Origin of the sequence: Desulfovibrio intestinalis (assembly GCF_014202345.1) — a bacterium.
Taxonomy (GTDB): Bacteria; Desulfobacterota; Desulfovibrionia; order Desulfovibrionales; family Desulfovibrionaceae; genus Desulfovibrio; species Desulfovibrio intestinalis.
This window is the reverse complement of sequence record NZ_JACHGO010000009.1, coordinates 43,716-67,114: the sequence shown is the minus strand read 5'-3', so window position 1 is coordinate 67,114 and position 23,399 is coordinate 43,716. Positions and strand designations below refer to the sequence as shown.

Sequence of the window (23,399 nt, the reverse complement as noted above, 5' to 3'; positions counted from 1 at the left end):
CAGCCCCTGCTGACATGCCGTGCCTTGTGCGTTACTGTGCAGCATGAGCGAAAAATATTCAGTACGGCGGGCTTTTGTGGCTTCCGGCCAGGTGCAGGGCGTGGGTTTTCGTCCCTTTGTCTACAGGCTTGCGCACGAAGGCGGCCTCACGGGAACCGTGGGCAATACTTCGGAAGGCGTCCGCATGGAAGTGCAGGGAACGGAAGATGCGGTAAGCCTTTTCGGCCTTCGCCTGCAGGCGGAGCTTCCTCCCCTGGCCCGTCTTACCGGGCTCAAGCAGGAAGACATGCCTTGCGTTCCTGACGAGGATGCCTTTGCCATTGTGCAGAGCAGCGGCCACGCCGGGCATAGCGTGCTGGTCAGCCCGGATGTGGGAGTGTGCGCCGATTGCCTGGCTGATATGGCCGACCCGGAAAATCCGCGCTACAAATATCCCTTCACCAACTGCACAAACTGCGGGCCGCGCTATACCATCACTCGCTCCATTCCCTATGACAGAGCCGTCACGTCCATGAGCTGTTTTCCTCTTTGCCCCCGTTGCGCGGCGGAATATGGCGATCCGGCAGACAGGCGCTTTCATGCACAGCCCGTGGCTTGTCCTGTTTGCGGGCCTGCCCTCTGGTTTGTGGATAAAAAGGATGTTGCGGCAGGCCGTACCTGCCCCTCTGCGGTGGGATCTTGCAGCGGCGCGGCAGTTGAAAATACGCAGGGTGCTGATGCGGGACAAAGCAGGGAAGCTCTTGCCAGCGCGGCTCTGGCCTGTTCCGGTCAAGCGCTGCTGGACGGCGGCATTCTGGCCATCAAGGGGCTTGGCGGGTTTCAGCTTGCCTGCGACGCCCGCAACGCCGCCGCCGTGGATACACTGCGGCAGCGCAAAAATCGCCCGCACAAGCCGCTGGCGCTGATGGCCCGGGATATTCAGGCAATACGCTCTTTTTGTGACCTCACGCCAGAGCACGAGGCCCTGCTTGCCTGCCCGGAAAAGCCTATTGTGCTTTGCCCGCGCCGGCAGGACCAGGGGGCGGACGCTCTGCCGCCACAGGTGGCTCCCGACTCGCGTCATGTGGGTTTTATGCTGCCCAACACGCCCCTGCACAGCGTGCTTTTTGACTGGCTGGCCGCGCAGGCATCGCAGTCTCCGGTTCTGGTCATGACCTCGGCCAATGCCGGGGGGGAACCCATTTGCCTTGGCAACAGAGAGGCGCTTGAGCGCCTGCCGCACCTTGCGGATGCCTGGCTGCTGCATGACCGGGATATACTGGTACGGGTGGACGACAGCGTTATCACCCTGCAACCGCAAACTGGCCCGGCAGCGGCTGCCGCTTCCCCTGACGCAACGCAGCCGGGCCGGAGTGAACCGCTTTTTTACCGCCGTGCGCGGGGCTATGTACCGCGCCCTGTATTTCTGGCTGACAATGTGGAAGCCGTGGAAGCTCCGCATACAATGGAGATGTCCGGTACGCCTGACACGCTTGGCACCTCGGGCGCACCTAGTACTTTTGATGCGCCCGATACTCCGGGAATGCAGCATACAGCGGAAACGCCCGGTACACCCAGTATGCCTGATACTCCTGACGCGCGCGGTGCATCGGGGATGCGAGATACTGCGGACACAGCGGGTGTGGCGGGTTCCGCCAGTGCACAGAAAACAGCAAAAAGCGGCAAAACCGTGCCAGCCGCTCCCTGCGTTCTTGGAACCGGGGCTGAGCTCAAGGCCACATGCTGCCTCACGCGCGGCAACGAGGCCTTTGTGGGACAGCATGTGGGAGATCTTGAAAATCCTGCAATTTTCGGCTTCTATGAAGAAGTTATTGCCCATCTGGAAAAACTTCTGGAGGTTCGGCCCCAAGCTCTTGTTTGCGACCTGCACCCCGATTTTCTTTCCACCCGCTATGCCGAAGCCCGCGCAGCGCGGGAGGGGTTGCCCCTGTGGCGCTTGCAGCACCATGCGGCCCATGCGGCCTCGGTTCTGGCCGAAAACGCTTGCTTGGAACCAGCTCTGGCCTTGTGTCTGGACGGAACAGGCCTTGGCGACGACGGCACAGTCTGGGGGGGAGAACTACTCTTTATGGATTTGGGCAAGCCCGAATGGCGGCGGTTGGGGCGATTGTCGCCCTTTGCATTGCCCGGTGGAGACGCCGCCGTGCGTGAGCCGTGGCGCATCGCGCAGGCCTTGATCCGGCAGGGTGCGGACTTTGGCTATATGGATGCTGAAGCTGCGCTGGCCTTCGCACCCTGGTTGGCAGAGCACGCGCAGGCCTCGCGCGCTGTTGGGGAAATGCTGGCGCGCGGCATCAACTGCCCTGTAACGTCCAGTTGCGGGCGGCTGTTTGACGCTGTGGCGGCCCAGCTTGGGCTGTGCGCGGCGACAACCTACGAGGGGCAGGCGGCTATCAGGCTGGAGGACGCGGCCAGCCGGGCGGGAGGCCCGCTGGGCGCTGTGCTGGCTGGCTGTGCGGATTTGACGGACATGCGGCGCACATCAGGCATGGTCTGGCCTGTGGGCATGGCCTTGTGTGACGGCCTGCTGGAAATGGACAGCGCCGGACTTTTCGCCAAGGTTGCGCAAAGCGTGACGGAAGGTATGCCCGTAGCCGAGGCGGCTGGGCGCTTTCATCTGAGTTTGGCCATCGCTTTGGCTGGCATGGCCGGAAGGGCTGCGCGGTCGCTTGGCATTACAACGGTGGGGCTGAGCGGCGGCGTCATGCAGAACGCCATTATGGCGCGATTGCTGCCTCGGGCCCTGGACTTCTTTGGATTGAAGGCGCTGGTCCACCATGAGCTGCCGCCTGGTGACGGCGGCTTGTCTCTGGGGCAGGCTGTGTGGGGCAGAAGAATGCTGGCTGCTACTGATGAAGCATTTCCAGCGTAAAAATACTCAAGCGGCTGCGTGAGCCGTCAGACCCCGCAGCCGCCTAAATATTCTCAAAGGGAACTACTTTTTCTACCGAAAGCCCGCCACAGCACGTCCCTGCTTGAGCGACAGACGGCCCAGGGGCAGATCGCGCCACCACAGGGCAGCCTCGCGTCCCTGAAGTCCTGTCTGGCGGCTTTGCCCGGTGAGCAACGCGCTGATTTCGTTCAGATCTTCCAGTACAAGGCTTGATGCGGCATCCGGTTTTCCGGACATAAGAGCGCGCAGGCGCGGGGCCGCGTCCAGTCTGCCGCCGCCCAGTTTGCCCAGCAGCGCGCCTTGCCATACGCATTCCTGCGGCAGCAGTGCGGCGGCCTGAACAGGGATAAAGCGTACATGTTCGCCGTACAGCACCGCCTGACCGGGAGGAAGCTGCGCAGGGTCGCATGTGGGCCCGGCAAGGCAGTCCGGCGGCAAAGCCTGACCCAACGTCTGACGGGGCGGGCGGGCAGCTTTTTTGCGCCCGAAGCGCGGAGATTCAGAAAATGCAGTTTCCGGCGCGGAACCTGTGGAAAATTCGTTTGCGCTGCCAAACTCATCGGTTGGCGCAGCATCTGGGCCGCAGGGCAGCGCGCTTTCCGGCGCATTGCCGGGTTTGCGCAACCGGGCCACATAAAATCCCTGGGCCTGGGAGCGCGCGCCGTCCACTCTCAGTGTGCCTTCACCGCCGGGCAGCTCTTCCCACACAAAACCGGGAATAGGCGCAAGATGGTCGCGCACAAGCCCCAGTTCTTCTTCGGCAAACCGTACCTGATCTTCGTTTTCAGCCACATTGGTCGTGCAGGTGGAGTAGACCAGCCGGCCGCCGGGGGCCAGCAGGTTTGCCGCATGGCGCAGCAGCCGCTGTTGCAGGCTTGTGAGGCTGTCCAGCTTGTCGCCCTGCCAGAGCTTGAGCACTTGCGGATGTTTTTCCGCCGTGCCCCAGCCGGAACAGGGCGGATCGAGCAAAATGGTGTCCCACGAGCCGGGGCGCAGGGGCAGGGCGTCGCCGCTGTAGGAGCAGGTGCCCGCCTGGATCAGGTTGCACTGGTGCAGGTTGGCGCGCAGGGTGCCCAGCCGTGTGGGCGAAGGTTCGTTGCCCAGCACAAAGCCCGTGCGCCCCACAAGTTGCGCCAGAAACCCCGTTTTACTGCCGGGGCTCGCGCACATGTCCAGCACAGAGGCTCCGGCGGCGGGGGCCAGGGCCACTGGCGGCAGCATTGAAGATCTGTCCTGAATATAGATATAGCCAAAAAACGCCGCCAGTGAACTGCCCAGAGGGCGCGGTTCGGCCAGCAGGCGGCGGCACAAGGGGGAAAAGGGCTCGGGCTCGAACTCGTAGCCCTGGGCACGCAGCAGAGCCTCCACGGCTGTGGTATGGGCTTCCTCACAAACAATACGGAATGAACGGGTGGCTGGTTTGGACATGGCGGCATAGTATGGGCAGGCGGTTCGAGCCGCAAGAGCTTTTTGCCGGATATTCCATGCTGACGCTCTTTTCCAGATGTTGCGCGGCGCGCCAACTGCGCGTATAGTGCGCCCGTGTGACATTTATGCGTGCCATGCCGCCTGCGCTTTGCGCGGGTGTGACCCGCGGGCGTGGCTGCTGCCAAATTTTTACGGCAGCTGACGGCCCCAGGAAACTTGATCATTGGTTTTTGAAATTTAGGCGTCATTGCATCCCAAGACGTGATGTGTGGCTGCCTTGCCCGATTTTTGCGACGTGCTTCGCCTCAAAAACGGCCTTGCACGCCGTAAGCAAAAAAGCCGCCTTGATCGGAGCTTCCTTTATTTTACCGGGAATCTGGCAAGATACCCAAGGAGAACGGAATGAAATTTGCCATGCGACTGACTTTTGCTGTCTGCCTCGCGCTGCTTGCCACCGGGTTGACCACGGCAACGCAAGCTGCAGCCAAAAGTGCCGTGGTGCTGCCTTTCACGGTGAATGCGCCGCAAAGCTACGCTTACCTTTCCAAGGCCGTTCCGGCCACCATTCAGGGCCGTTTGAACCGCCCCGGTGTGCTTGACGTGCGCTCTGCTCAGGGCAAAGCCGCTTCGCAGGCAGAAGCCAGCAAGGCCATGAACTCCTCCGGCGCAGACTATGCCATCTGGGGTTCGGTCAATGTGATGGGCAATGACTGCACCATTGAAGTCAACAGCGTGGACAAGGCCGGAAAAACCTGGAGCAAAACTGCCCAGAGTTCCGTGAGCGCCCTGACTGGCACTGTGCAGAACCTGAGCGCTGCTCTCGGGCAGGAAGTCTTCGGTATTGCCGGAGTGCGCGCGCCCGGAAGCACGGCGGCCAGCGGTCCCCGCGCCTCGATGGCTCCTGGCGGGGACATCATCGCCAATGAAACGGGCCAGCAGCAGGTGTACCTGAACCCGCAGTTCCGTTATCAGGGCGCGGGTTCCGGCGACGGCTCACGCCTGCGCAGCCAGCGCCTGCCCTTCACTATGGTGGGCATGGCCGTGGCTGACTTTAACGGCGACGGCAAAAACGAAATCGCCCTGATGAGCGACAACCATCTGCGCATTTATGCGTGGGATGGCGACGGCAAGCTGAAGCTGCTGGGTGAAACCCTTGTTTCGCGTTCCAACCAGAACTTCTCGATGCGGGCTATCGACCTGAACCGCGACGGTGCAATGGATCTGGTTGTGGCGACGTTTGAAGGCGAAAGCAACCGTCCCTACAGCTATTTTTACAGCTTCAAGGGCAACAAGTTCACGCAGGTATCTGAACGCATCCCCTACTATGTGAGCGTGGTGCGTTTGCCCCCCACCTTCACACCCACGCTTGTGGGTCAGGGCTGGGACTCGCTCAAGCTTTTTGCCCCTGGCGTGTACACAATGGTGAAAGCCGGCGGCAAGTACACCTTCGGCACGCGGCTTGACCTGCCCACCGGGGCCACTGTCTTTAACATCGCATGGTTGCCCGGCGGCAAGGCTGGCAAGGGCGATCAGCTCATCATGCTTACTGACGACGAACGCCTCAAGGTTTTTCAGGGCAACAGCAATACGCTTATCCACACCACGATGGAGCGTTTTTCCGGCTCTGCCACTGGTATGGACCACTACAAGGGCATGCCCGGTCTTGGCGTAGACAAGAACTACCAGCTGCCCAGCAAGTATTATGCGCCTATGAACATGATCACTGCCGACATTGGCCATACTGGCGAGTATACCCTGCTGATTAACAAGCCCATATCCACGGCTTCGCAGATATTCGACCGTTACCGCTACTTCCCGCAGGGTGAAATTCACTCCCTGTACTGGGACGGCGTTGGCCTTGGCCTCAAGTGGAAGACGCGCCGCATCCGTGGTTCCGTCGCTGCTGTAGACCTGGCTGACGTGACCAACAACGGTGTACTTGACCTTGTGGTGGGGCTGAACACTTCGCCGGACCTCGGCGTTGGCAGCCGCCAGTGCATGATTACCGCTTATCCGCTGGACGTTTCGGCCACGAACCCCAACGTTCCGGCTGATATGAGCGATTTTGAAGTGAGTCCCAACTAAGAACGTCGGGCGCGGACAGCCCACGCGTTCTGCAGCGGGCTGTCCGCCCTTGGCAAAGCCCCCTTTTCGGGGCTTTGCTTTTATTCAGTACACGTCAAGGAGACGGCATGCGCATCCTGGTGATTGGTTCCGGTGGGCGAGAACACGCCCTGGTCTGGAAATTCATGCAAAGCCCCGGTGTTGAAGCGGTTTTTGCCGCGCCCGGCAATGGGGGAACCAGCAGGGAAGGCGCGGTCAACGTGCCCGTGCCTGTTGATGACCTGGACGGGCTGGTAGACCTGGCACGCAGGGAAAAGATTGATCTTGTTGTGCCCGGCCCCGAACTTCCTTTGACTCTGGGTATCACCGACCGCATGCGTGAGGCAGGCATTGCCTGTTTCGGGCCTGACAGCTACGGAGCAAAGCTTGAAGGCAGTAAGGCCTTTGCCAAGGAAATCATGGCCAGGGCCAATGTGCCCACAGCCCACTGCGCGGTGTTCAGCGATGTGGAAATGGCCCGAAATCATGTGGTCAAGGTGGGCGCGCCTCTGGTGGTCAAGGCCGATGGTCTGGCCGCTGGCAAGGGCGTCATCATGGCCGCAGATTCGCAGGAAGCCCTGCAGGCCGTAAACGACATTATGAGCGCCCGCGCCTTTGGTTCGGCGGGTGATTTTGTGGTGCTTGAAGAATGCCTTGTGGGCGAGGAAGCTTCCTTCCTGTGCATGTGCGATGGCGAACGCGCCGTGCCCCTGCCCTCGGCCCAGGACCACAAGCGGGTTTTTGACAATGACGAAGGCCCGAACACTGGCGGCATGGGCGCTTACAGCCCGGCCCCAGTTTTGCCCGACAGCATGCTTGAGGAAATGGCCGACCTTACCGTGCGCCCCATCCTGCGCGAGCTTGCCAAGGACGGACATCCCTTTGTGGGCATGTTGTATGCCGGGTTGATGATGACCGCCGACGGCCCCAAGGTGCTGGAATACAACGTGCGCTTTGGCGACCCGGAATGCCAGCCCATGCTCATGCGTCTTGAGGGCGATCTGCCCCGCATCATGCTGGACTGTGTTGCGGGCAAGCTTGATCCTTCCAGCATAGGGCAGAGCGCCAAGACGGCTTTGGGCGTGGTTATGACCGCCGCAGGGTATCCGGGCGCTTATACCAAGGGTACGCCCATTACAGGCATTGCCGATGCTGACGCGCTGCCGGGCGTTAAGGTTTTTCATAGCGGCACGACCGTGAATGATGGCGTGCTGGTATCCAACGGCGGGCGGGTGCTCTGCATCACCGCTTTGGGCGACGACCTGGAAGGCGCGCAGCAGGCCGCCTACGCCGCAGCTGAAAAAGTACAGATGGACGGTGGCTTCTACCGCAGGGATATCGGGCAGAAAGGCATCAACCGGCTCAAAGGAAAATAACTCTTGCGCAGAAACGCGGCCTGCCGGAACGTTAGAGCATTTGAATCTTGAAAGATGTTAACTGCTCTAATACTGCACAAAAGTGCAGCGCTGCGTGGATTGTGCCGGAAATCGTATTTTTGGGCACAATGACAATTTTGAAATGTGATGGATTTCAAAGTTAATCTGCTCCAGATCACTTCGGCCCCTTGGGGCGGAATCAGAGGATAAGACATGGCGAAAGTGGTCATCTTGATGGGCTCGCAGTCAGATGAAGACAAGGTGAGCCCCTGTGTGGAAGTACTGAAAAGCCTGGGCATAAGCTGCTTTATTACTGTCAGCTCCGCCCACCGCACCCCCGAACGTACAGAAAAGCTGGTGGCCGACAGTGAAGCCGCTGGCGCGCAGGTATTTATCTGCGCAGCGGGCATGGCCGCACATCTGGCCGGAGCCGTTGCCGCGCGCACCACGCGCCCGGTCATAGGCATTCCTGTGTCCAGCGTGGCTCTTGGCGGCATGGACGCCCTGCTCGCCACCGTGCAGATGCCTCCCGGATTCCCGGTGGCTACCGTGGCGCTGGACAAGGCCGGAGCTCGCAATGCCGCATGGCTTGCCGCCCAGATTCTGGCGCTGTCTGACCCGGCTCTTGCCAGCAAGATCGACGCTGCCCGCGCAAAAATGCGCGCCGACGTGGAAAAGTCCGGGGAAGAAATCAGCCGTAAATACGCTTAGGGCTGATTAACTTTGGGAATACGTATTCTCAAAATTAACGGCATGTTCTTTGCGGCGTTTAATCGCGCAAATAAATAGCCGTGATGTCTTTATCCGTAGCTTCCTGCGTCGCAACGGCTGAAGCTGCGCTTACGCCTCCACGGTGAATGTCTGTTCACGCAGACACTAAAGCATTTCAAAGCTGAAATGCTTTAGAATCATGCTGCGAGGCTTTTGATTTACTGAGGTATACAGATCCCTGCATTAGGGTGGCTGCCTGATGGTACGCCGCCGTAATGCAGGGTTTTTTATGGAAAAATTGCCGCATGGGCGTGATTCGTATATGCAGGAGGGGTCGTGCCGCCGCGATTACACCACCGCCGCAAGGCGGACCAGTGGAATAATATCTTGTTGTAAAGTTTGAAATAATTATTCATAGTGAATAAAATAAGCAGGATATAGAAGGTCATTTTTGCTGCCCGGCGCCGTTCGCATGCTGGCTTCGTCTTTCATAATAACTAGAGTGTGTTAACTTTTACATGCTCCAGCGGCTCCGGGGGCTGCGCGAGCATGCGCCAGCCGTGTTGGTGTAAGCGCAACTAGTTGCGCTATGAAGCGCCGGACCGAACGTGCCTCAAACTTTGAGAATATCTATTTTCAAAGTTAATCTGCTTTAGTGTTCATTGCAGCGGAAAATCAGGCAATTATTCCATAGGTTGATGGTTGGTTTATAGATGCTCATGTTTCTAGTGGACAGATTGAAAAAAATAACGGGGGAAACGTGTTTCTTTCTTTACAGGCTCGCAAGTTACGTCGTTTTTGCAATCTGTCTCAGCCTTTATTGCTTTTGCTGCTGTTCCTTTTCACATCATCTCAAGTAAACGCGGCCAGTGCTGACAGTTTTAAATCGCAGGAATACTGGAACAGCACCGGGCTTGATTTTATCCATGCAGCGGATGCCTATGCTCTGGGCTATACTGGCGCTGGCATAACATTGGGCATTGTTGACACCTCTGTGCGCACAAGTCATCCGGAGCTTGCAGGAAAAATTGGAAGCGTGGACATGCCCATCGACGATCTTACTGGCCTGCCCTATATACCCAACTGGAAATATGACAGGCACGGCAGTCATGTGGCGGGCATTATGGCGGCCTCGCGCAACGGTACAGGCATGCACGGCGTGGCCTTTGACGCCAAGCTTATCTCGGCGGCCATACTGGGGCATGAAACAGGTTCAACTACAGGGCTTACTCCCCCCGATCTTTTAAGCCTGTTTGGCGCACGTCCCGATGTGCGCGTCATCAACAACAGCTGGGGCTTGAGTTATGCTCCCATTCTTGAACCAGGAATGGATGTTCCCTCAATAATCCAGAATCTTGTAGAAAATGATGAGGATCTGGCTGTTGACAGGCAACTGGCTGAACTTGCAACGGATTATAACAAGGTTATCGTCTTCGCCGCCGGAAATGACACATTTATGGCCCCCGCCTTTCAGAGTTCACTGCCGCGTTATCTCCCGGACCTGAAAGCCTGGCTCAGCGTTATCTCTCTGGATATTGGCAACATTACAACAGCGGCTGACGGTACACGCACAATCAGCCCCACCGGGATCAGCTGGTTCAGTAATCTGGGGCACAAAGCCCAGCTCTGGAGCGTGTCCGCGCCAGGCAGTGACATCAATTCTCTCAACGCTACCAATAACGGTTACACGCTTATGAGCGGAACCAGCATGGCCGCGCCCTATGTGAGCGGGACGCTGGGGCTGGTACAGCAGGCTTTTCCGTGGATGACGGGCAAGCAACTGGCTGACGCCGTGCTGACAACGGCTGACAACAGCTTTGTAGCGCCCACGCACCTTGTGCAATATTCCCTTGATGGCAATGGCTACATTGACAAGGTTGTTATTACCATTGTGGATAACGCCGTGCCTTCTCCTACCGGTGCAACAGTCAAGCAATGGATAGATGATGCCTACCCATTGGAAACCTGGATAAGGGACACACTGAAAGACCTGATTGATCAGGGCCAGCAAAGTATCCAGTACCTGTCCAGGGAGGAAGTCTTCGGTCAAGGCCTGCTTGACGCGGGCAAGGCAGTGCGCGGCATTGCCAGGCTGGACGCCAACCGCATGACAGCGGACGATGTGATAACGCTGTCCGAATTGGGGGGCAAGCACGCGCTGGAAACATTCGACACGCAGGGCTATGTTGCTGAATTCAGCAATGATATTACGCAGCGTATGTGGGAAGATAGTTATCACCATGCCGATTTTCTGGCTGGTGCCGACGCTACTGCCTTGAGGGGCCTGAATGTGGGCCTGCGCAAGGCTGGTGATGGACTGTTAGTGCTCAGCGGTACCAATGACTACAGTGGATTAACCGTTGTGGAAGGTGGCGCCCTGGCTGTAAGTCAACGAGCCGATGGCACGGGCGGAGTACTGCAAAATAGCGACGTTCTGGTGCGTCAGAACGGTATTCTGATGGGTGACGGTGAAATCCAGAGGAGTGTACTTAACAAAGGTACTGTGGCTCCGGGCTATCGCGGGCTGATTCTCAAGGTGAACAGCTATACCCAAGACGCTGATGGGGCCCTGCATATTGGTATTACTGCCGACAAGCAGTATTCCGTCCTCAGTGCAACAACTGCCACCCTCGACGGGGCATTGCGCTTCTCACCCGCGCCAGGGTTTTATTCAGATGGCTATGCCATAAGTGTCAACAGCGTACAGGCGGTCAGCTCCAGCGGTATGTTTGACAGCGTGGGTATGGTTTCTTCTTCTCCCACACTCAGCTTCAGTGTTGCTTCAAGTAATGGCACTGGATCGGCTGCTTTGGGGCAGCAGCGCATGCGCAACGCCTACAGCCGCTATGCTGACAGCTCCACTACCGCCAACGTTGGCGATGCCCTGTATCTGGCAGCCGGGTCCGCCTCGGGCGACATGCAAAACCTGTTTCAGGCGCTGGACTGGACCGATGTTTCCGGCAGCGGAGTTGCTCCGGCAATGGAGCAACTGAGCCCCAACAGTTATGACGCTGTAGCGCGGGCAGGTCTGGACGCGCAACGCCAGCTCAATCTGCTTCTGGTGAAGCGCTTTCTGGGCGGCAGCGCGCCAGTGGCCACTGCAAGCGGTACGGGCCTGTCCAGCGGAGACGCGGCTTTTGGCGGCTGGCAGGCATGGGCACTGCCTTTTGGCAGCTACAGCAACGTGAACGCCAACGGTGGTTCGGCAGGTTTTACGTCGTCTGGCGCAGGGCTGGCTCTTGGCGTCGACCGCCAGTGGGACAGCGGCCTTACAGCAGGGTTGGATGTGGCGCTTTCTGGCCGCCGCACCTACATGCATTACGCGGGTGAAGCCAAGGCTGAAACCCTTGCCGCTTCCGTGGGCGGCCACGCTCACTTCAAGCCGCTCTGGTGGGACGGCGGGTATGTTATGGGCATGGCCCGTGTGGGCTTTGAAGACGTCAATATGAAGCGCGCGGTAAATTTTAATGGATACCTGCGCAAACATGACAGCCGCTGGACCGGGCTTACCACCGATTTGCTGGCAGGCGGCGGCAAAAACTGGAGCTGGACTCCTTCCTGGGGCGGCGTGGAAGCCGGGCCGCTGGGCTGGTTTGAATACAGCCTGAGTTCAAGGCCCGGATTTACTGAAGGCGGGGCAGGCGCTTCGGCCCTCAAGCTGGACGCCGCCACCGACGACAGCCTTTCTTCTGTGCTTGGCGCGCATGCGAAGCTTTCCCGCACGCTGGAGAACGGCACCACGCTTTCGTGGGACACTCTGGCTGGTTGGCGGCATGACTGGCTTGACGGATCTTTTCACAGTGATGCCAGTTTTAAAGGATATGATGCGAGTTTTGAAAGCCAGTCAGACATTCCGGGCCGCGACGCTATGCTGGTTCAAACCGGTTTGCGGGCAACCCACGCCAGCGGATTTTTTGCACAGGTGGAGCTTGGCGCGGAATTTTTCCGCTCGCACAGTTCCTCTTGTTCCGGGGGTATCAGTTTTGGGCTGGAATTCTAAAGCAATTCTCGGATGAAATGGGTCAGCTGTGCTGTAAGGATTTGCACGCAAATTTTTGCCACAACACAGGCGTAGGCGAGCCTGTGTGCGCCTTACAGCAACTATTTAAGATGTAAAAAGTTCAGGAAGATAGCAGGCCCGTCTTTTTCCGACCACCACGCCAAGCGGCTCTTTTTATGAAGGCAGTGTACCCTTGCGTACCCGGCTGGAATGAAAGGAGCCGCTTTTCTTGTTGTTGAGGCTGCGCCCTTATGCGAAGCATCCTCTCAAGCGGATTCATGATAAACGGCCATTGGGAACTTGCGCCTGAAACGTTTGCCAATGCGCTTAATCCCTCCGCCATGCCGGATAGGGTGTTGCCGCGCGGTGTAAATAAAAGGGCCGCCGGGCACATGAACCGGCGGCCCTGGTTCAGGGCAGGCGGGGTAGTTCCTGCCCTTGTCTACGCATTGCCGAAATAGGGTGGGCGGCGTGTCTGCGCATCGCCGCTGATGCGGAAAATCTGGACAGTGTAGTGGCCCTTGCCGCCGCATGTGGGGCAAGCGTCTGTAACCAGCAGGCAGGACGAATCCAGTTCCAGCGGGTCAATACCTGCCATTCCGAGAATATGTGTGGCCTTGCCCTGTTCCCACATGACGGGCGAACCGCATCGTCCGCATTCCACATAGAGGAGTTCAGGGTCGTAGCCCTTGCCAACAAGGGGGCCGCGCAAGGGCTCGGCTATGGCCTTGAGTGTGTTGTCATGCATTATTTCCTCCCTAAGGCCCCGGCGCATCCTGGCTGTTCGCTTGTTCGCGGCAGCGGCGCGCTCTCTGAGCCTTGCCTTCCATAGATAAGCACCCCTGGAGGCAAGGCAAGCCCCATGCCGTGTCCGAATCCGGTATTTTCCCGTACGGCGCGGCGACTTGCCATGCAGCACACGGGCGCTTACACTGAAACCATGTCTGAAAAAAATCGTCATATACGTCTGCTACCGCCTGAGCTGCGCAACCAGATCGCCGCGGGCGAAGTGGTTGAACGGCCCGCCAGCGTGTTGAAGGAACTGGTGGAAAACAGCCTGGATGCCCAGGCTGGCCAGATTGATGTTCGCCTCGAAAACGGCGGTCAAAGCCTTATCAGCGTGCAGGATGACGGCAGCGGCATTCCCGCGGATGATCTGGAACTGGCCGTCACCCGTCACGCCACCAGCAAGATAACCTGCCTTGATGATCTGGAGCGTATTCTCTCCTACGGCTTCCGTGGTGAAGCCTTGCCAAGCATAGCTTCAGTATCGCGTTTTTCCATCACGTCCGCCCACGAAGGTGAGGACGGGCGCGTCACGGCACACCGCGTGGACGTGGAACACGGCCTGCTTAAAAACTCCGGCCCGGCGGCCTTGCATAGGGGTACGCTGGTGGAAGTGCGCGACCTTTTTTCCAACATACCAGCCCGCTTAAAGTTTTTAAAGACCCCCTCCACCGAGTTCAAACGTGCTCAGGACTGGATGGCCCGTCTGGCGCTCACCCGGCCGGAGGTTGGCTTCAGCCTGCATTCTGGCGAGCGTGAAGCCTTGCGGTTTCTGCCGGGGCAAACACTGGCGGGACGCCTTGGCATTTTGTGGCCGCGGCTTATTGTGGACGCCCTGCGCCCCTTTGACGGGCAGAGGCACGGCATACGCGCCCACGGTCTGGCGGCGCTGCCCAACGTGAGCCAGCCGCGCGGCGACCGGATTTTGCTGTACGTCAACGGGCGCTCCGTTACGGATAAACGCCTGCTGGCCGCTGTGCGCGAAGCTTACAAGGGGCGCATGACCAGCCGGGATTACCCGCAAATAGTGCTCTTTGTGGAAATGGACCCGGCGGAAGTGGATGTTAACGTGCACCCGGCCAAGAGCGAGGTGCGCTTCAGGGACGAATCCGCAATTTTTTCAGCTGTGCTGCACGCTGTTCAGGGCGCGCTTGTCACGTCCTTTGACGTGGCCGACGCCGCCTGGCACGACGCTGCTTCTACTGGCGGCGCTGACAACGCAGCGGCGGAATCGGCAGGCGCTGCTCCGCGCCCGCAAGGCTTCTGGGGGCGGCTGGACAATCCCCCGCTCATGCAGCGGCCTGAACCGGAAAATAGCGCAGATGAAGGCGAATGGCGCGTCAGCGTGCCGTTCTCTGGTCAGGTTCAGGGCTCTGGTCAAGGTGATGTGCAGAATTTGGGGCAGGGTTATGCCTCAGGCTTTACCCAGGCGTACGCAGTTCCGCATGGAGACGCCAGCAGCCCCGGCTGGGAACAGCCGCATGGCCAGACGCTGCTTTCAGGTGCAGTACGAGAGGCCGCAGGGTATGCCGCAGCGGCGCATGCAGGTGCGGAAGTTCAGGGGCAGCCTTTGCCGGACGGACGTTTCGTGCAGCCCGATGGGGCGGATGCTGATGGCTATGGGCGCATGGCAGAAGACAGCGCCGCGTACACTGCGACGTACGCTACAGATTCTGGCACCGCAAATTTTGACCACAATGCCGCCGCCCACGGAGCTGCCCCCTCGCCTGACGACCAAGCCGTGAGGGACCGCCAGCCCCTGCGAGTGGAGAATGTGGAATATCTGGGTCAGGTGGCAGACACTTATCTGGTTTTGCGCGACAGAGCCGGGGCCCTGCTTTTGCTGGACCAGCACGCCGCCCATGAGCGCATACTCTACGCCCGCATGCGCCGGGGCGGTTTTGCGGGGTCAGGGCAGTTGCTGGCCCTGCCGCTGGAAATGCCCCTGCATCCGGCAGAGCGCGAGCGCTTGTTTGAATTGCGCGGCACGCTGGAATCCCTTGGCTTTGTAATGGAAACCTCGGCCAGCGGGCTTGAGGTCAGGGGCATGCCTCCCGTACTTTCACGGGCAGAGGCCAGGGATTTTTTGCGTGAGGCTCTGGCGGGCCGCAAGGACGATCTGGCGGGCATGTTCATATCCATGTCGTGCAAGGCCGCCATCAAGGCCGGACAGCGCCTCACGGATGACGAAGCCGCTGGGCTTCTGCGTCAGTGGCTGGCTACTGACGACAGGGAGTACTGCCCGCATGGCCGTCCCTGCATCCTGCGCTGGGATGGCGTGGAGCTGGAGAAGCTTTTCAAGCGGCGGCAATCGTGATGTTGTGTGTTCGCTTTGCGAGTGGCCTGCCCCAAAGGTAAGGTGCCCTGACATGAGGATGCGTTGGTAATTGATGCGGGAGAGGCTGAAACATTGGGCCAGAATGTCAGGTCTGGAGCGCTGGACCAGAAGTATCGGAGCAGAAGTACTCGGAAGTGGTAACACCGAGGCGTCAACGCCGGGAACTGACGGTATTTGCCAAGCTGGCTTTTCATTTGAAGTCTGTAGTCTGGAGACCATCTATGGAAAAGAAATATTGGCTTTTGAAGTCGGAGCCAGGATGCTACTCAATCGACGACCTCGCCGCTGAACCGGAGCAGATCACCAGCTGGAGCGGCGTGCGGAACTTTCAGGCACGCAACTTCCTGCGAGATCAGATATCTGTAGGTGATATGGTCATCTTCTACCACAGTGTCACCGCGCCTTCAGCGGTTGGCGTGGCCCGTGTGGTCAAGGCCGGGTATCCCGACGCGACAGCCTGGGAGCCGGAAGACGAGCACTTTGACCCCAAATCGACGCCCGAAAGGCCACTTTGGTATGCGGTGGACGTGTGCTTTGTCAAAAAATTTGCTAATGCCGTGCCGCTCAAGGCCATGCGTATGGATCCCGCCTTGGCGGGTATGGAGCTGCTGCGCAAAGGGTCCAGACTTTCAGTAATGCCCGTGAGTAAAAATGAATTTGAGATTGTTTGCAGAATGGGAGACCCGGAAGGCAGGTAGAGCGGGTAGTTCGCTGGGGTTGTTTACGTGGTGGCGAGGCTTCTGCTGACAATCACATTTTCAGAGTTTATCTGGTTTGGCAAAACGTGCCACGGATATCAAGCTAGTCTGATTTTTTTCATTTTGGCCGCCTGCGCGGCGAGCGGCAGAAGGGGGCCTGTTAGGGGCTGCCGCCCCTCCGAGGCCCCCTCTGCACTCCCCCCGGACGACCCCGCTGGTTTTCCATATATATCCACTCCCACGGGATAGCCCTCAAGGGCTTTCCCAATTCCATCATTACGCGAGGGCTGCGCGTCTTTTGCTCCGGGAGCTTCCCTCCCTCTGGTCGGGTGATCTCCCTGCGCGCCGCGCAATGCCATCGTGTGCTTTCGCGTTGAATGAGGGGCTAGGGCGTCTGGTTGCTAAGATTCGCTTGTCGACCTCGGAATAAAAGTACTCCCATCGGAATCACAATGCTTTCAAAGGCAACGGTTGCCGTACATAAGTAATTTGATTGGGGTTTTGCAGCTTATCAGGCGAAGTGCAGACCATTGTCGGGGGCGGCGTCATAAAGAACCGAAGCCGACACGTCGGCGAGGTTCGTGCGTAGCCGCCTCCGAAAAAGATATTTGGTGGTCGGGGTAGAACAGGGGGTGCTTCGGGGGGGATGCAAGGGGGGCCGAGAAGGGGGCGAAGCCCCATAACCGGCCCCGCCTTGCCGCGCGCCGCGCAGGCGGCAGAAATAAAGAGAAGAAAAGTTGCCGTACCCGCAGGGTACAAATGGTTTCATAAAAGTGACGCCATTCTTCTATTGCGCCCGCCGCCCGCCGCCAGGCTTTTTATCCACTCCGTCACCCTTGCCGTTGTTCACGCGTTCCGGCGTGTTCTCCTGCTGGGCAAGAGTGAACAGACGGCCACGTTGCACGGCTTGCCCGCCGAACTTCTGGCGCAGGCTATCCAGGGCGGCATCCAGTTTTTGCCTTTTGGCCTCAACATGCGGGTCAAGATTTTGCCCGGCTGCCTTGCCTGTGCCCGGCAGAAAAAGCTGGTTCGCAGGGGCATCAAAACCAGACACACCAAGCCCGATGAGGCGCACAGGCTGCGGAAAAGACAGCTCTGCCAGCAACTGGCAGCCGATCTGAAATATGGTTTCCGTCGCGTTAATTGGCTCTTCCAGTGTGCGCGAACGCGTAACCTGTTTGAAGTCACAAAATTTCACCTTGAGGGTGACTGTGCGGCCCTTGTAGCCATGCTTGCGCAGTGAGGTTCCCACGCGCTCGGCATGGGCCATGAGCATGCGCTGCAGAAAGTCCCTGTCGCGCGTGTCTTCTGCAAAGGTGCATTCCGCGCTTTCACTCTTGGCGGCGCGGCCCGTCTCAATTTTACGGTTGTCGCGGCCGTGCACGCGCTCATACAGCACGGCACCCCACTTGCCAAAGCGGCGCTCCATAGCTTCGGGGCTGAAGTGGCGCAGTTGGCCCACTGTTCTGATGCCCATATCTTGCAGATTTTGCACCATACGCTTGCCCACGCCGGGAATTTTGCCCACGGGCAAGGCGCATAAAAAGGCGTCCACTTTCTCGGGATGCAGTATGAACACACCGTTGGGCTTGTTCACGTCCGAGCATATCTTGGCCAGAAACTTGACCGGAGCGGCCCCCACCGAGCAGGTCAGGCCGCCCGTCACTTCAAAGACGCGCGCTTTGATGGCCGCCATAAGCTCATCCAGAGGGCCGAAAAGGCGTTCAAGGCCCGTGGCGTCCATATAGGCCTCGTCCACACTGGCAGGTTCCACAAGAGGCGAAAAGTCGCAAAGAGACGTCATGATGGCGTTGGAAAGTTCGCCATAGCGCCGGTAATTTCCGCGCACAATGGCCGCCTGCGGGCACAGACGCCGCGCCAAAACCATTGGCATGGCCGAATGCACGCCAAAGGCCCGTGCCTCATAGGAACAGGTAGAAACCACGCCACGGTCGCTGCTGCCGCCAACAATGACGGGCCTGCCGCGCAGGTCGGGGTTGTCCATTTGCTCCACGGAAGCAAAAAAAGCATCCATATCAAGATGAATAATCATGGCGGCGGCCCTAGGGGCTGTTTACGGATGAAATGAGCGAATTGCTGACTGCTTGTGGGATACTTGAGGATAGCACGGGGCGGCCTGACAGGGCAAACGCCGGGCAAGGGGTGTCGTGCGCAGCAGGTTGCAGTTCCCGCTTCAGTTCAGAAGGATCTTCGTACTATGCCAAATATATAAAGAATATTAGAAGAAGGAGGTGTGGGGAAGGACCCTTTCGCGAAAGGGTCCTTTCCCACAAAGTATCCAAAAATACAATGAGGTCTGTACCTAAGGAAGCACCGATTAAAGGGTCTCCGGGAAACGCGCAGTTATTTCGTTTGGCAAAGCGCGTTTCCCTAGTCCAGCTTCTGACGTACCCGCTCAAGCTCCGTCTGCACAAGGGCTTCCGGCGCGCCAAGATAGCGCAGCAGATACTCCGACATGCCCAGCGCCACTTCGCGCTCGCCGCTGAATACGGCGGTAACGCCTTCCTGGCGCAATTTACGGGCTTCGCCCACAAAAGACGTGTGCACAAGAATGCGTATGTCAGGGTTGACGGCGCGGGCAATGGCGGCCACGTCCGAGGCGGGAATGCTGGGCGTGGTCAAGAGCAGGGCTTCGGCCCGCTCCAGTCCCGCCTCACGCAGTACTTCTGCCTGCCCGGCGTCGCCGTGAAGGATGGGCAGACCTTTGCCGCGCTCCTTGCGCACAGTGTCGATATTCATCTCCACCACCACAGGCGTGATGCCGCTTTCACGCAGGATGCTGCAACAGCTGCGGCCCACAGGGCCGTAACCGATGACCACCACATGGGGCTTTCCGTCGTCCGGGGCGGCAGTTGACGTGCCCTCGGCGGGCTGGTCATTTTTGCGTCTGCCCTCGATCCAGCGGGCCAGACCCTCAACCCTGCGGAAGATCATCGGGTTCAGGGTAATGGAGATCATTGCCGCCGGGATGATGGCATTGTTCACCCTGGCGTCAAAAATACCAAGGCTGATGCCCATGGCCGCGAGAATAAAGGAAAATTCCCCTATTTGCGACAACGAGGCCGAAACCGCCAACCCCAACCGCAACGGCTTGCGGAAGAGCGTCGTCATGGCCAGCGCGCCCAGAGGTTTGATTATTAAAATGATGAAAAGGGTCACCAGCATGAGGGGCCAGTCTGTGAGCAGGGCCACAGGGTCAAAGAGCATGCCCACGGAAACGAAGAACAGCACCGCGAAGGCGTCGCGCAGGGGCAGGGCCTCGGCAGCGGCGCGCGCGCTGAACTCGGATTGCCCCACCACCATCCCGGCCAAAAAGGCCCCAAGGGCCATGCTGGCGTCAAAAACATAGGCTGCGGCCACGGCAATGCCCAGGGCCAGCGCAATGACAGCCAGGGTAAAGAGATCGCGCGTACCCGTGCGCGCCACATAGCCCAGAAAAAGCGGAATGAGTTTCTGACCCACAACCAGGGTAAAGACCGTAAGGCCAGCCAGTTTGAGCAGGGTGAGGCCCAGTGCGCTCCAGAATTCTCCCCCGGGGCTGAGAACTGCGGGCAGCAGCACCAGCAGCAGAATGGTAAAGATGTCTTCAACCACCAGCCAGCCCAGGGCCACATGCCCCGTATGGGTATGGAGCTGATGATTGTCTGTAAGCACACGGGTGAGCACCACGGTACTCGCCACAGAAATGGCCATGCCGAAGATGGCTCCAGACATCAGCGAAAAGCCGAAGAAATAGTGCAGCATGACCATGCTGGCCAGTGTTGCGGCTGAAATCTGCACGGCTGCGCCGCCAAGGGCAATAGCCCCCACGGCCAGAAGATCCTTGAGGTGAAAGTGCAGACCCACGCCGAACATGAGCAGTATGACGCCGATTTCAGCGCACTGGGCCGCTGTTGCGGCGTCGGCTTCAAAACCGGGAGAATACGGTCCCACCAGAATGCCCGCCAGCAGATAGCCCACCAGCGGTGAAAGGCGCAGCTTCTGGGTAATGAAGCCTAGTATCATAGCGGCGGAAAGGCCGCCTGCCAGGGTCAGTATGAGGGTTGTCTGGTGCTCCATGACTATTCTTCCTGTCCTGCGAGCCATTGCAGCCAAACGCTGCGGCGGCGCGGGCCGTCGCCTTCACACAGGTAGACAGACTGCCATGTGCCAAGACACAGCTCGCCGTTTTCCACAAAAAGTGTCAGCGAGGGGCCGTGCAGGGTTGCCTTGATATGGGCATCGCTGTTGCCCTCGGCATGGTGATAATCGCCCAGACGCGGCGCAAGACCGTTGAAGAAGGTCAGCATGTCGCGGCGAACGTCGGGGTCTGCCCCTTCATTGACCGTGAGCCCGCAGGTGGTGTGCGGGCAAAAAAGAGCGAGAATGCCGTTGCGCCAGCCTTTTTCAATGGCGTTGCGCCGCACAAAGCTGCGAAGCTGCGAAGTAATGTCACGCATGTCGCTACGGCTTGTGGTCTCAAATTCCAGGCACAGCACGGCGGCCTCCTTGGGTCAGATTACGGCAAATTCCAGCAGGTCTGAACTGGCGATACGGTCCAGTTCCTGGCGCTGGTTTTCAGGAGTTTCAGTAAACAGAAAGCCGAACAGGCCATAGCGGCTGTAGTCGTGGCGGCGCAGGCAGAGCACCTTGGCAAAACCCCGGCCCAGGGCTTCGTAGTCAAAACTGTGAACAGGCGGGCAGTTGGCGGGCTTGTTCAGCGCCATGAGGGTATACAGCTTGCCTTCCTTGCCTTTGAGGACCGCATCCCAGTCGGGCTTTTGGCCTTCAAGAAAACATCCGTAGGAGTGGAAGCCCCAGGCAAAAAGGCTCACATCCGTGCTGCACCAGCCCGCAAAGCGCAGGGCGTTGAACTCGATGGGCAGAATGCGGCCCGCAGCCGAGCGCCGCAGCTCCACATGGGCCGGAAAATTCCTCAGGCCCAGAATGGCGTTGACCTTGTTGAACCATACCTCAAATTCCGCAAGATGGTTCTGGATGATGCCCGCGCTGGTATAGTAGAGGCGGTCGCTCACGTCGGTGTCGCCAGTGAATTCGTGCCGCAGGATGTTGCAGATGACGGCCTGACCGTCCTGATCGAAATAAACATCAACGGCGTATTCATCACCTTCAATGTACTCTTCCAGCAGCCAGTCGTTGCCGTCTACGACAGACTGCGGATACTGCTCGGCCCAGCGCTGCGCTTCGGCGGCAATGTCGCTTTTGGCGGCCAGCCAGTCTGCCTCATTGCTGATGCGGTATACGCCAAGGCTGAAGAACCCTACTGCTGGTTTGAGAATGCAGGGCACACGCACTTCTTTGAAGGGCAGAGCCTGCATTTCTGCCATGTTCAGGCGGCGGTAGTAATAGTCCGTGTCCAGCGGGCGCAGCAGCTCGCGCGTGAGCGCCTTGTTCTTGAGTTTGCCAATGGCCTCGGCCAGAGCCGGGGAGCAGTGCTCCGCCACCCATGACAGGGAATTTTCAGAGCAGGTGTACAGGCGCGGCGGGGCAGAGTTTTCGTTGTTTTGCTGTTGCCCGTTTTGCAGCATGGCGGCAAAGCGGGCTTCGGGCACAAGGTTGAGCCCCTGCTTGTCCTGCACTTTAAGCCCGGTTGCGCAGGCCCGGGCCATATAGTTGTCGAGCACGGGTTCCTGCCGGGCTGCCGCATAGGCCAGCAGCTCCGGCGAAACATAGGGCTGGTCAAGAATAATCATTCGCCGCCCAGCACGCGGAAGTATACCGCGGGTTCTTTGAGCAGGCCCGCTTCCAGCGTGCGCTGGAGGGCGTCGCTCATAGCCTGGGCCGTGGTTTCGTGCGTCATGAAGACCAGCGGCACGCCCTGTCCTTCGTCAGACTTCTGTATGACCTGCGCCATACTGATTCCCTCGGCGGCCATGCAGCCCGAAAGATCGCGCAGCACGCCGGGTGTGTCTTGCACCATAACGCGCACATAGTAGCAGGAGCGCCATTCTTCCGGCGGCACAATGGCGGCCTTGGGCAGCTCCTTGCCCACAAAGCCTGTATTGTTGGGGCGTTCGTCGCGGGCAACGGCCAGCAGGTCGGCCAGCACGGCTCCGGCGGTGGGCAGGTCGCCCGCGCCGCGTCCGTGGAAAAAGAGCGGGCCGGAAGCATTGGCGTCAACGCGCACGGCATTGTACGCACCGCCCACCCGGGCCAGCAGATATTTGTGGAAAACAAGCGCGGGAAACACCCCGGCTTCAAGGCGTACCGGGCCTTCGCCACATTCCTTGGCGTCAGCCTTTTCTTCGGGGCAGGGCACCTGGCGTACCTGGCCGATGAGCTTGATACGGTAGCCGAATTCGCGGGCAAGGCGGATGTCCAGCGCAGAAAGGCCACGGATGCCGCGCACCGAAAGGGCCGTATAGGGATAGTGCACCCCGTAGGCCAGACGGATAAGCAGAATGAGCTTGTGGGCCGCGTCGTGACCGTCGATGTCCAGCGTGGGATCAGCTTCGGCAAAACCCAGATGCTGGGCCTGCTTGAGGGCCACGTCAAAGTCCAGCCCATTGGATGTCATTTCGGACAGGATAAAGTTGCTGGTGCCGTTGAGAATGCCCATGAGCGACTGAATGCGGTTGCCCGTGAGGCTTTCCTTGAGGGCTTCCACAATGGGTACTGCCCCGGCCACGCTGGCTTCGTAGCGCAGGATACGCTTTTTGCGGTCGGCCTTCTGAAAAAGTGAAAGGCCTTCTTCTGCCAGAAGAGCCTTGTTGGCCGTAACAATGTGCTTGCCCTGATCGAGGGCGCGGTCGATGAGATCACGGGCGTTGTCGATGCCGCCTATGAGTTCCACCAGCACGTCGATTTCCGGGTCGTCCGTAAGGTCTCGTGGATTGGTAACCAGCTCCGCTCCGTCGGGCAGGGGCACGTTGCGCGCCTTTTTGGCGTTGCGCACCAGTACTTTCTTGATCAGGATGTCACGGCCTGAACGACGGCGGATGAGGTCTGCGTTTTCTTCGATCAGGCGTACCAGACCGCCGCCCACGGTGCCGAATCCGGCAAGGCCTACTACCAGTGGCTTGTCACTGTTCTTGGTCATGATTTC

General features: G+C 59.1%; 14 protein-coding genes. 7 read left to right on the top strand and 7 right to left on the bottom strand.

Annotated elements, in window-relative coordinates; genetic code table 11:
* Positions 1 to 43 precede the first annotated feature (43 nt).
* Positions 44 to 2,872, top strand: coding sequence for a carbamoyltransferase HypF (locus tag HNQ38_RS14300; RefSeq protein WP_246388156.1), 2,829 nt, complete (start codon positions 44 to 46; stop codon positions 2,870 to 2,872).
* A 72-nt stretch (positions 2,873 to 2,944) separates the two neighbouring features.
* Here HNQ38_RS14300 and HNQ38_RS13090 read toward each other — a convergent pair whose 3' ends face one another.
* On the bottom strand, positions 2,945 to 4,321 hold the full coding sequence (locus tag HNQ38_RS13090; RefSeq protein WP_183722029.1) for an RsmB/NOP family class I SAM-dependent RNA methyltransferase: 1,377 nt from the start codon (positions 4,319 to 4,321) through the stop codon (positions 2,945 to 2,947).
* A 402-nt stretch (positions 4,322 to 4,723) separates the two neighbouring features.
* Here HNQ38_RS13090 and HNQ38_RS13085 point away from each other — a divergent pair, with 402 nt between their 5' ends.
* The 4 genes from HNQ38_RS13085 (at position 4,724) to HNQ38_RS13070 (ending at position 12,511) form a co-directional block, all read left to right on the top strand.
* The gene (locus HNQ38_RS13085) at positions 4,724 to 6,406 is read left to right on the top strand and encodes an FG-GAP repeat domain-containing protein (protein ID WP_183721962.1); all 1,683 of its coding nucleotides are present in this window, start codon (positions 4,724 to 4,726) and stop codon (positions 6,404 to 6,406) included.
* Between the two features lie 107 nt (positions 6,407 to 6,513).
* On the top strand, positions 6,514 to 7,800 hold the full coding sequence (gene purD / locus HNQ38_RS13080) for a phosphoribosylamine--glycine ligase (protein WP_183721959.1): 1,287 nt from the start codon (positions 6,514 to 6,516) through the stop codon (positions 7,798 to 7,800).
* Between the two features lie 213 nt (positions 7,801 to 8,013).
* Complete coding sequence (gene purE / locus HNQ38_RS13075) at positions 8,014 to 8,511, top strand: 5-(carboxyamino)imidazole ribonucleotide mutase (RefSeq protein WP_183721956.1); 498 nt, start codon at positions 8,014 to 8,016, stop codon at positions 8,509 to 8,511.
* Positions 8,512 to 9,271: 760 nt separating this feature from the next.
* Positions 9,272 to 12,511 carry a S8 family serine peptidase gene (locus HNQ38_RS13070; RefSeq protein ID WP_183721953.1) on the top strand — a complete coding sequence of 1,080 codons (3,240 nt, stop codon included), beginning with the start codon at positions 9,272 to 9,274 and terminating at the stop codon, positions 12,509 to 12,511.
* A 442-nt stretch (positions 12,512 to 12,953) separates the two neighbouring features.
* On the opposite strand, the gene HNQ38_RS13065 is transcribed toward HNQ38_RS13070, so the two are convergent.
* On the bottom strand, positions 12,954 to 13,259 hold the full coding sequence (locus HNQ38_RS13065; protein WP_183721950.1) for a hypothetical protein: 306 nt from the start codon (positions 13,257 to 13,259) through the stop codon (positions 12,954 to 12,956).
* A gap of 192 nt (positions 13,260 to 13,451) precedes the next feature.
* Between HNQ38_RS13065 and mutL the strand changes: the two genes are divergently transcribed.
* Entirely contained in the window at positions 13,452 to 15,614 is a 2,163-nt protein-coding gene (gene mutL / locus HNQ38_RS13060; RefSeq protein WP_183722026.1) for a DNA mismatch repair endonuclease MutL, read from the top strand.
* Positions 15,615 to 15,856: 242 nt separating this feature from the next.
* Positions 15,857 to 16,333 (top strand): EVE domain-containing protein, encoded by a 477-nt coding sequence (locus tag HNQ38_RS13055; protein WP_183721947.1) that lies wholly within the window; start codon positions 15,857 to 15,859, stop codon positions 16,331 to 16,333.
* A 787-nt stretch (positions 16,334 to 17,120) separates the two neighbouring features.
* Here the strand turns inward: HNQ38_RS13055 and HNQ38_RS13050 are convergent.
* From HNQ38_RS13050 to HNQ38_RS13030, 5 genes are all read right to left on the bottom strand, one after another.
* Complete coding sequence (locus tag HNQ38_RS13050) at positions 17,121 to 18,386, bottom strand: DNA polymerase IV (protein ID WP_183721944.1); 1,266 nt, start codon at positions 18,384 to 18,386, stop codon at positions 17,121 to 17,123.
* A 338-nt stretch (positions 18,387 to 18,724) separates the two neighbouring features.
* A complete protein-coding gene (locus HNQ38_RS13045) occupies positions 18,725 to 20,413 on the bottom strand; it encodes a cation:proton antiporter (RefSeq protein WP_183721941.1) in 1,689 nt (562 codons plus the stop codon).
* A gap of 2 nt (positions 20,414 to 20,415) precedes the next feature.
* The gene (locus tag HNQ38_RS13040) at positions 20,416 to 20,832 is read right to left on the bottom strand and encodes a secondary thiamine-phosphate synthase enzyme YjbQ (protein WP_183721939.1); all 417 of its coding nucleotides are present in this window, start codon (positions 20,830 to 20,832) and stop codon (positions 20,416 to 20,418) included.
* A 15-nt stretch (positions 20,833 to 20,847) separates the two neighbouring features.
* Positions 20,848 to 22,047 carry an ATP-grasp domain-containing protein gene (locus HNQ38_RS13035; RefSeq protein WP_183721936.1) on the bottom strand — a complete coding sequence of 400 codons (1,200 nt, stop codon included), beginning with the start codon at positions 22,045 to 22,047 and terminating at the stop codon, positions 20,848 to 20,850.
* Complete coding sequence (locus tag HNQ38_RS13030) at positions 22,044 to 23,393, bottom strand: homoserine dehydrogenase (RefSeq protein ID WP_183721933.1); 1,350 nt, start codon at positions 23,391 to 23,393, stop codon at positions 22,044 to 22,046. The genes HNQ38_RS13035 and HNQ38_RS13030 overlap by 4 nt, the downstream gene beginning before the upstream one ends.
* Between the last annotated feature and the right edge of the window lie 6 nt (positions 23,394 to 23,399).

Coding starts and splice junctions, on each gene's coding strand:
- purD (WP_183721959.1), top strand. CDS start 6,514: ATGCGCATCCTGGTGATTGGTTCCGGTGGGCGAGAACACGCCCTGGTC.
- purE (WP_183721956.1), top strand. CDS start 8,014: ATGGCGAAAGTGGTCATCTTGATGGGCTCGCAGTCAGATGAAGACAAG.
- HNQ38_RS13035 (WP_183721936.1), bottom strand. CDS start 22,047: ATGATTATTCTTGACCAGCCCTATGTTTCGCCGGAGCTGCTGGCCTAT.
- HNQ38_RS13050 (WP_183721944.1), bottom strand. CDS start 18,386: ATGATTATTCATCTTGATATGGATGCTTTTTTTGCTTCCGTGGAGCAA.
- HNQ38_RS13065 (WP_183721950.1), bottom strand. CDS start 13,259: ATGCATGACAACACACTCAAGGCCATAGCCGAGCCCTTGCGCGGCCCC.
- HNQ38_RS13085 (WP_183721962.1), top strand. CDS start 4,724: ATGAAATTTGCCATGCGACTGACTTTTGCTGTCTGCCTCGCGCTGCTT.
- HNQ38_RS13030 (WP_183721933.1), bottom strand. CDS start 23,393: ATGACCAAGAACAGTGACAAGCCACTGGTAGTAGGCCTTGCCGGATTC.
- HNQ38_RS13090 (WP_183722029.1), bottom strand. CDS start 4,321: ATGTCCAAACCAGCCACCCGTTCATTCCGTATTGTTTGTGAGGAAGCC.
- HNQ38_RS13055 (WP_183721947.1), top strand. CDS start 15,857: ATGGAAAAGAAATATTGGCTTTTGAAGTCGGAGCCAGGATGCTACTCA.
- HNQ38_RS13045 (WP_183721941.1), bottom strand. CDS start 20,413: ATGGAGCACCAGACAACCCTCATACTGACCCTGGCAGGCGGCCTTTCC.
- mutL (WP_183722026.1), top strand. CDS start 13,452: ATGTCTGAAAAAAATCGTCATATACGTCTGCTACCGCCTGAGCTGCGC.
- HNQ38_RS14300 (WP_246388156.1), top strand. CDS start 44: ATGAGCGAAAAATATTCAGTACGGCGGGCTTTTGTGGCTTCCGGCCAG.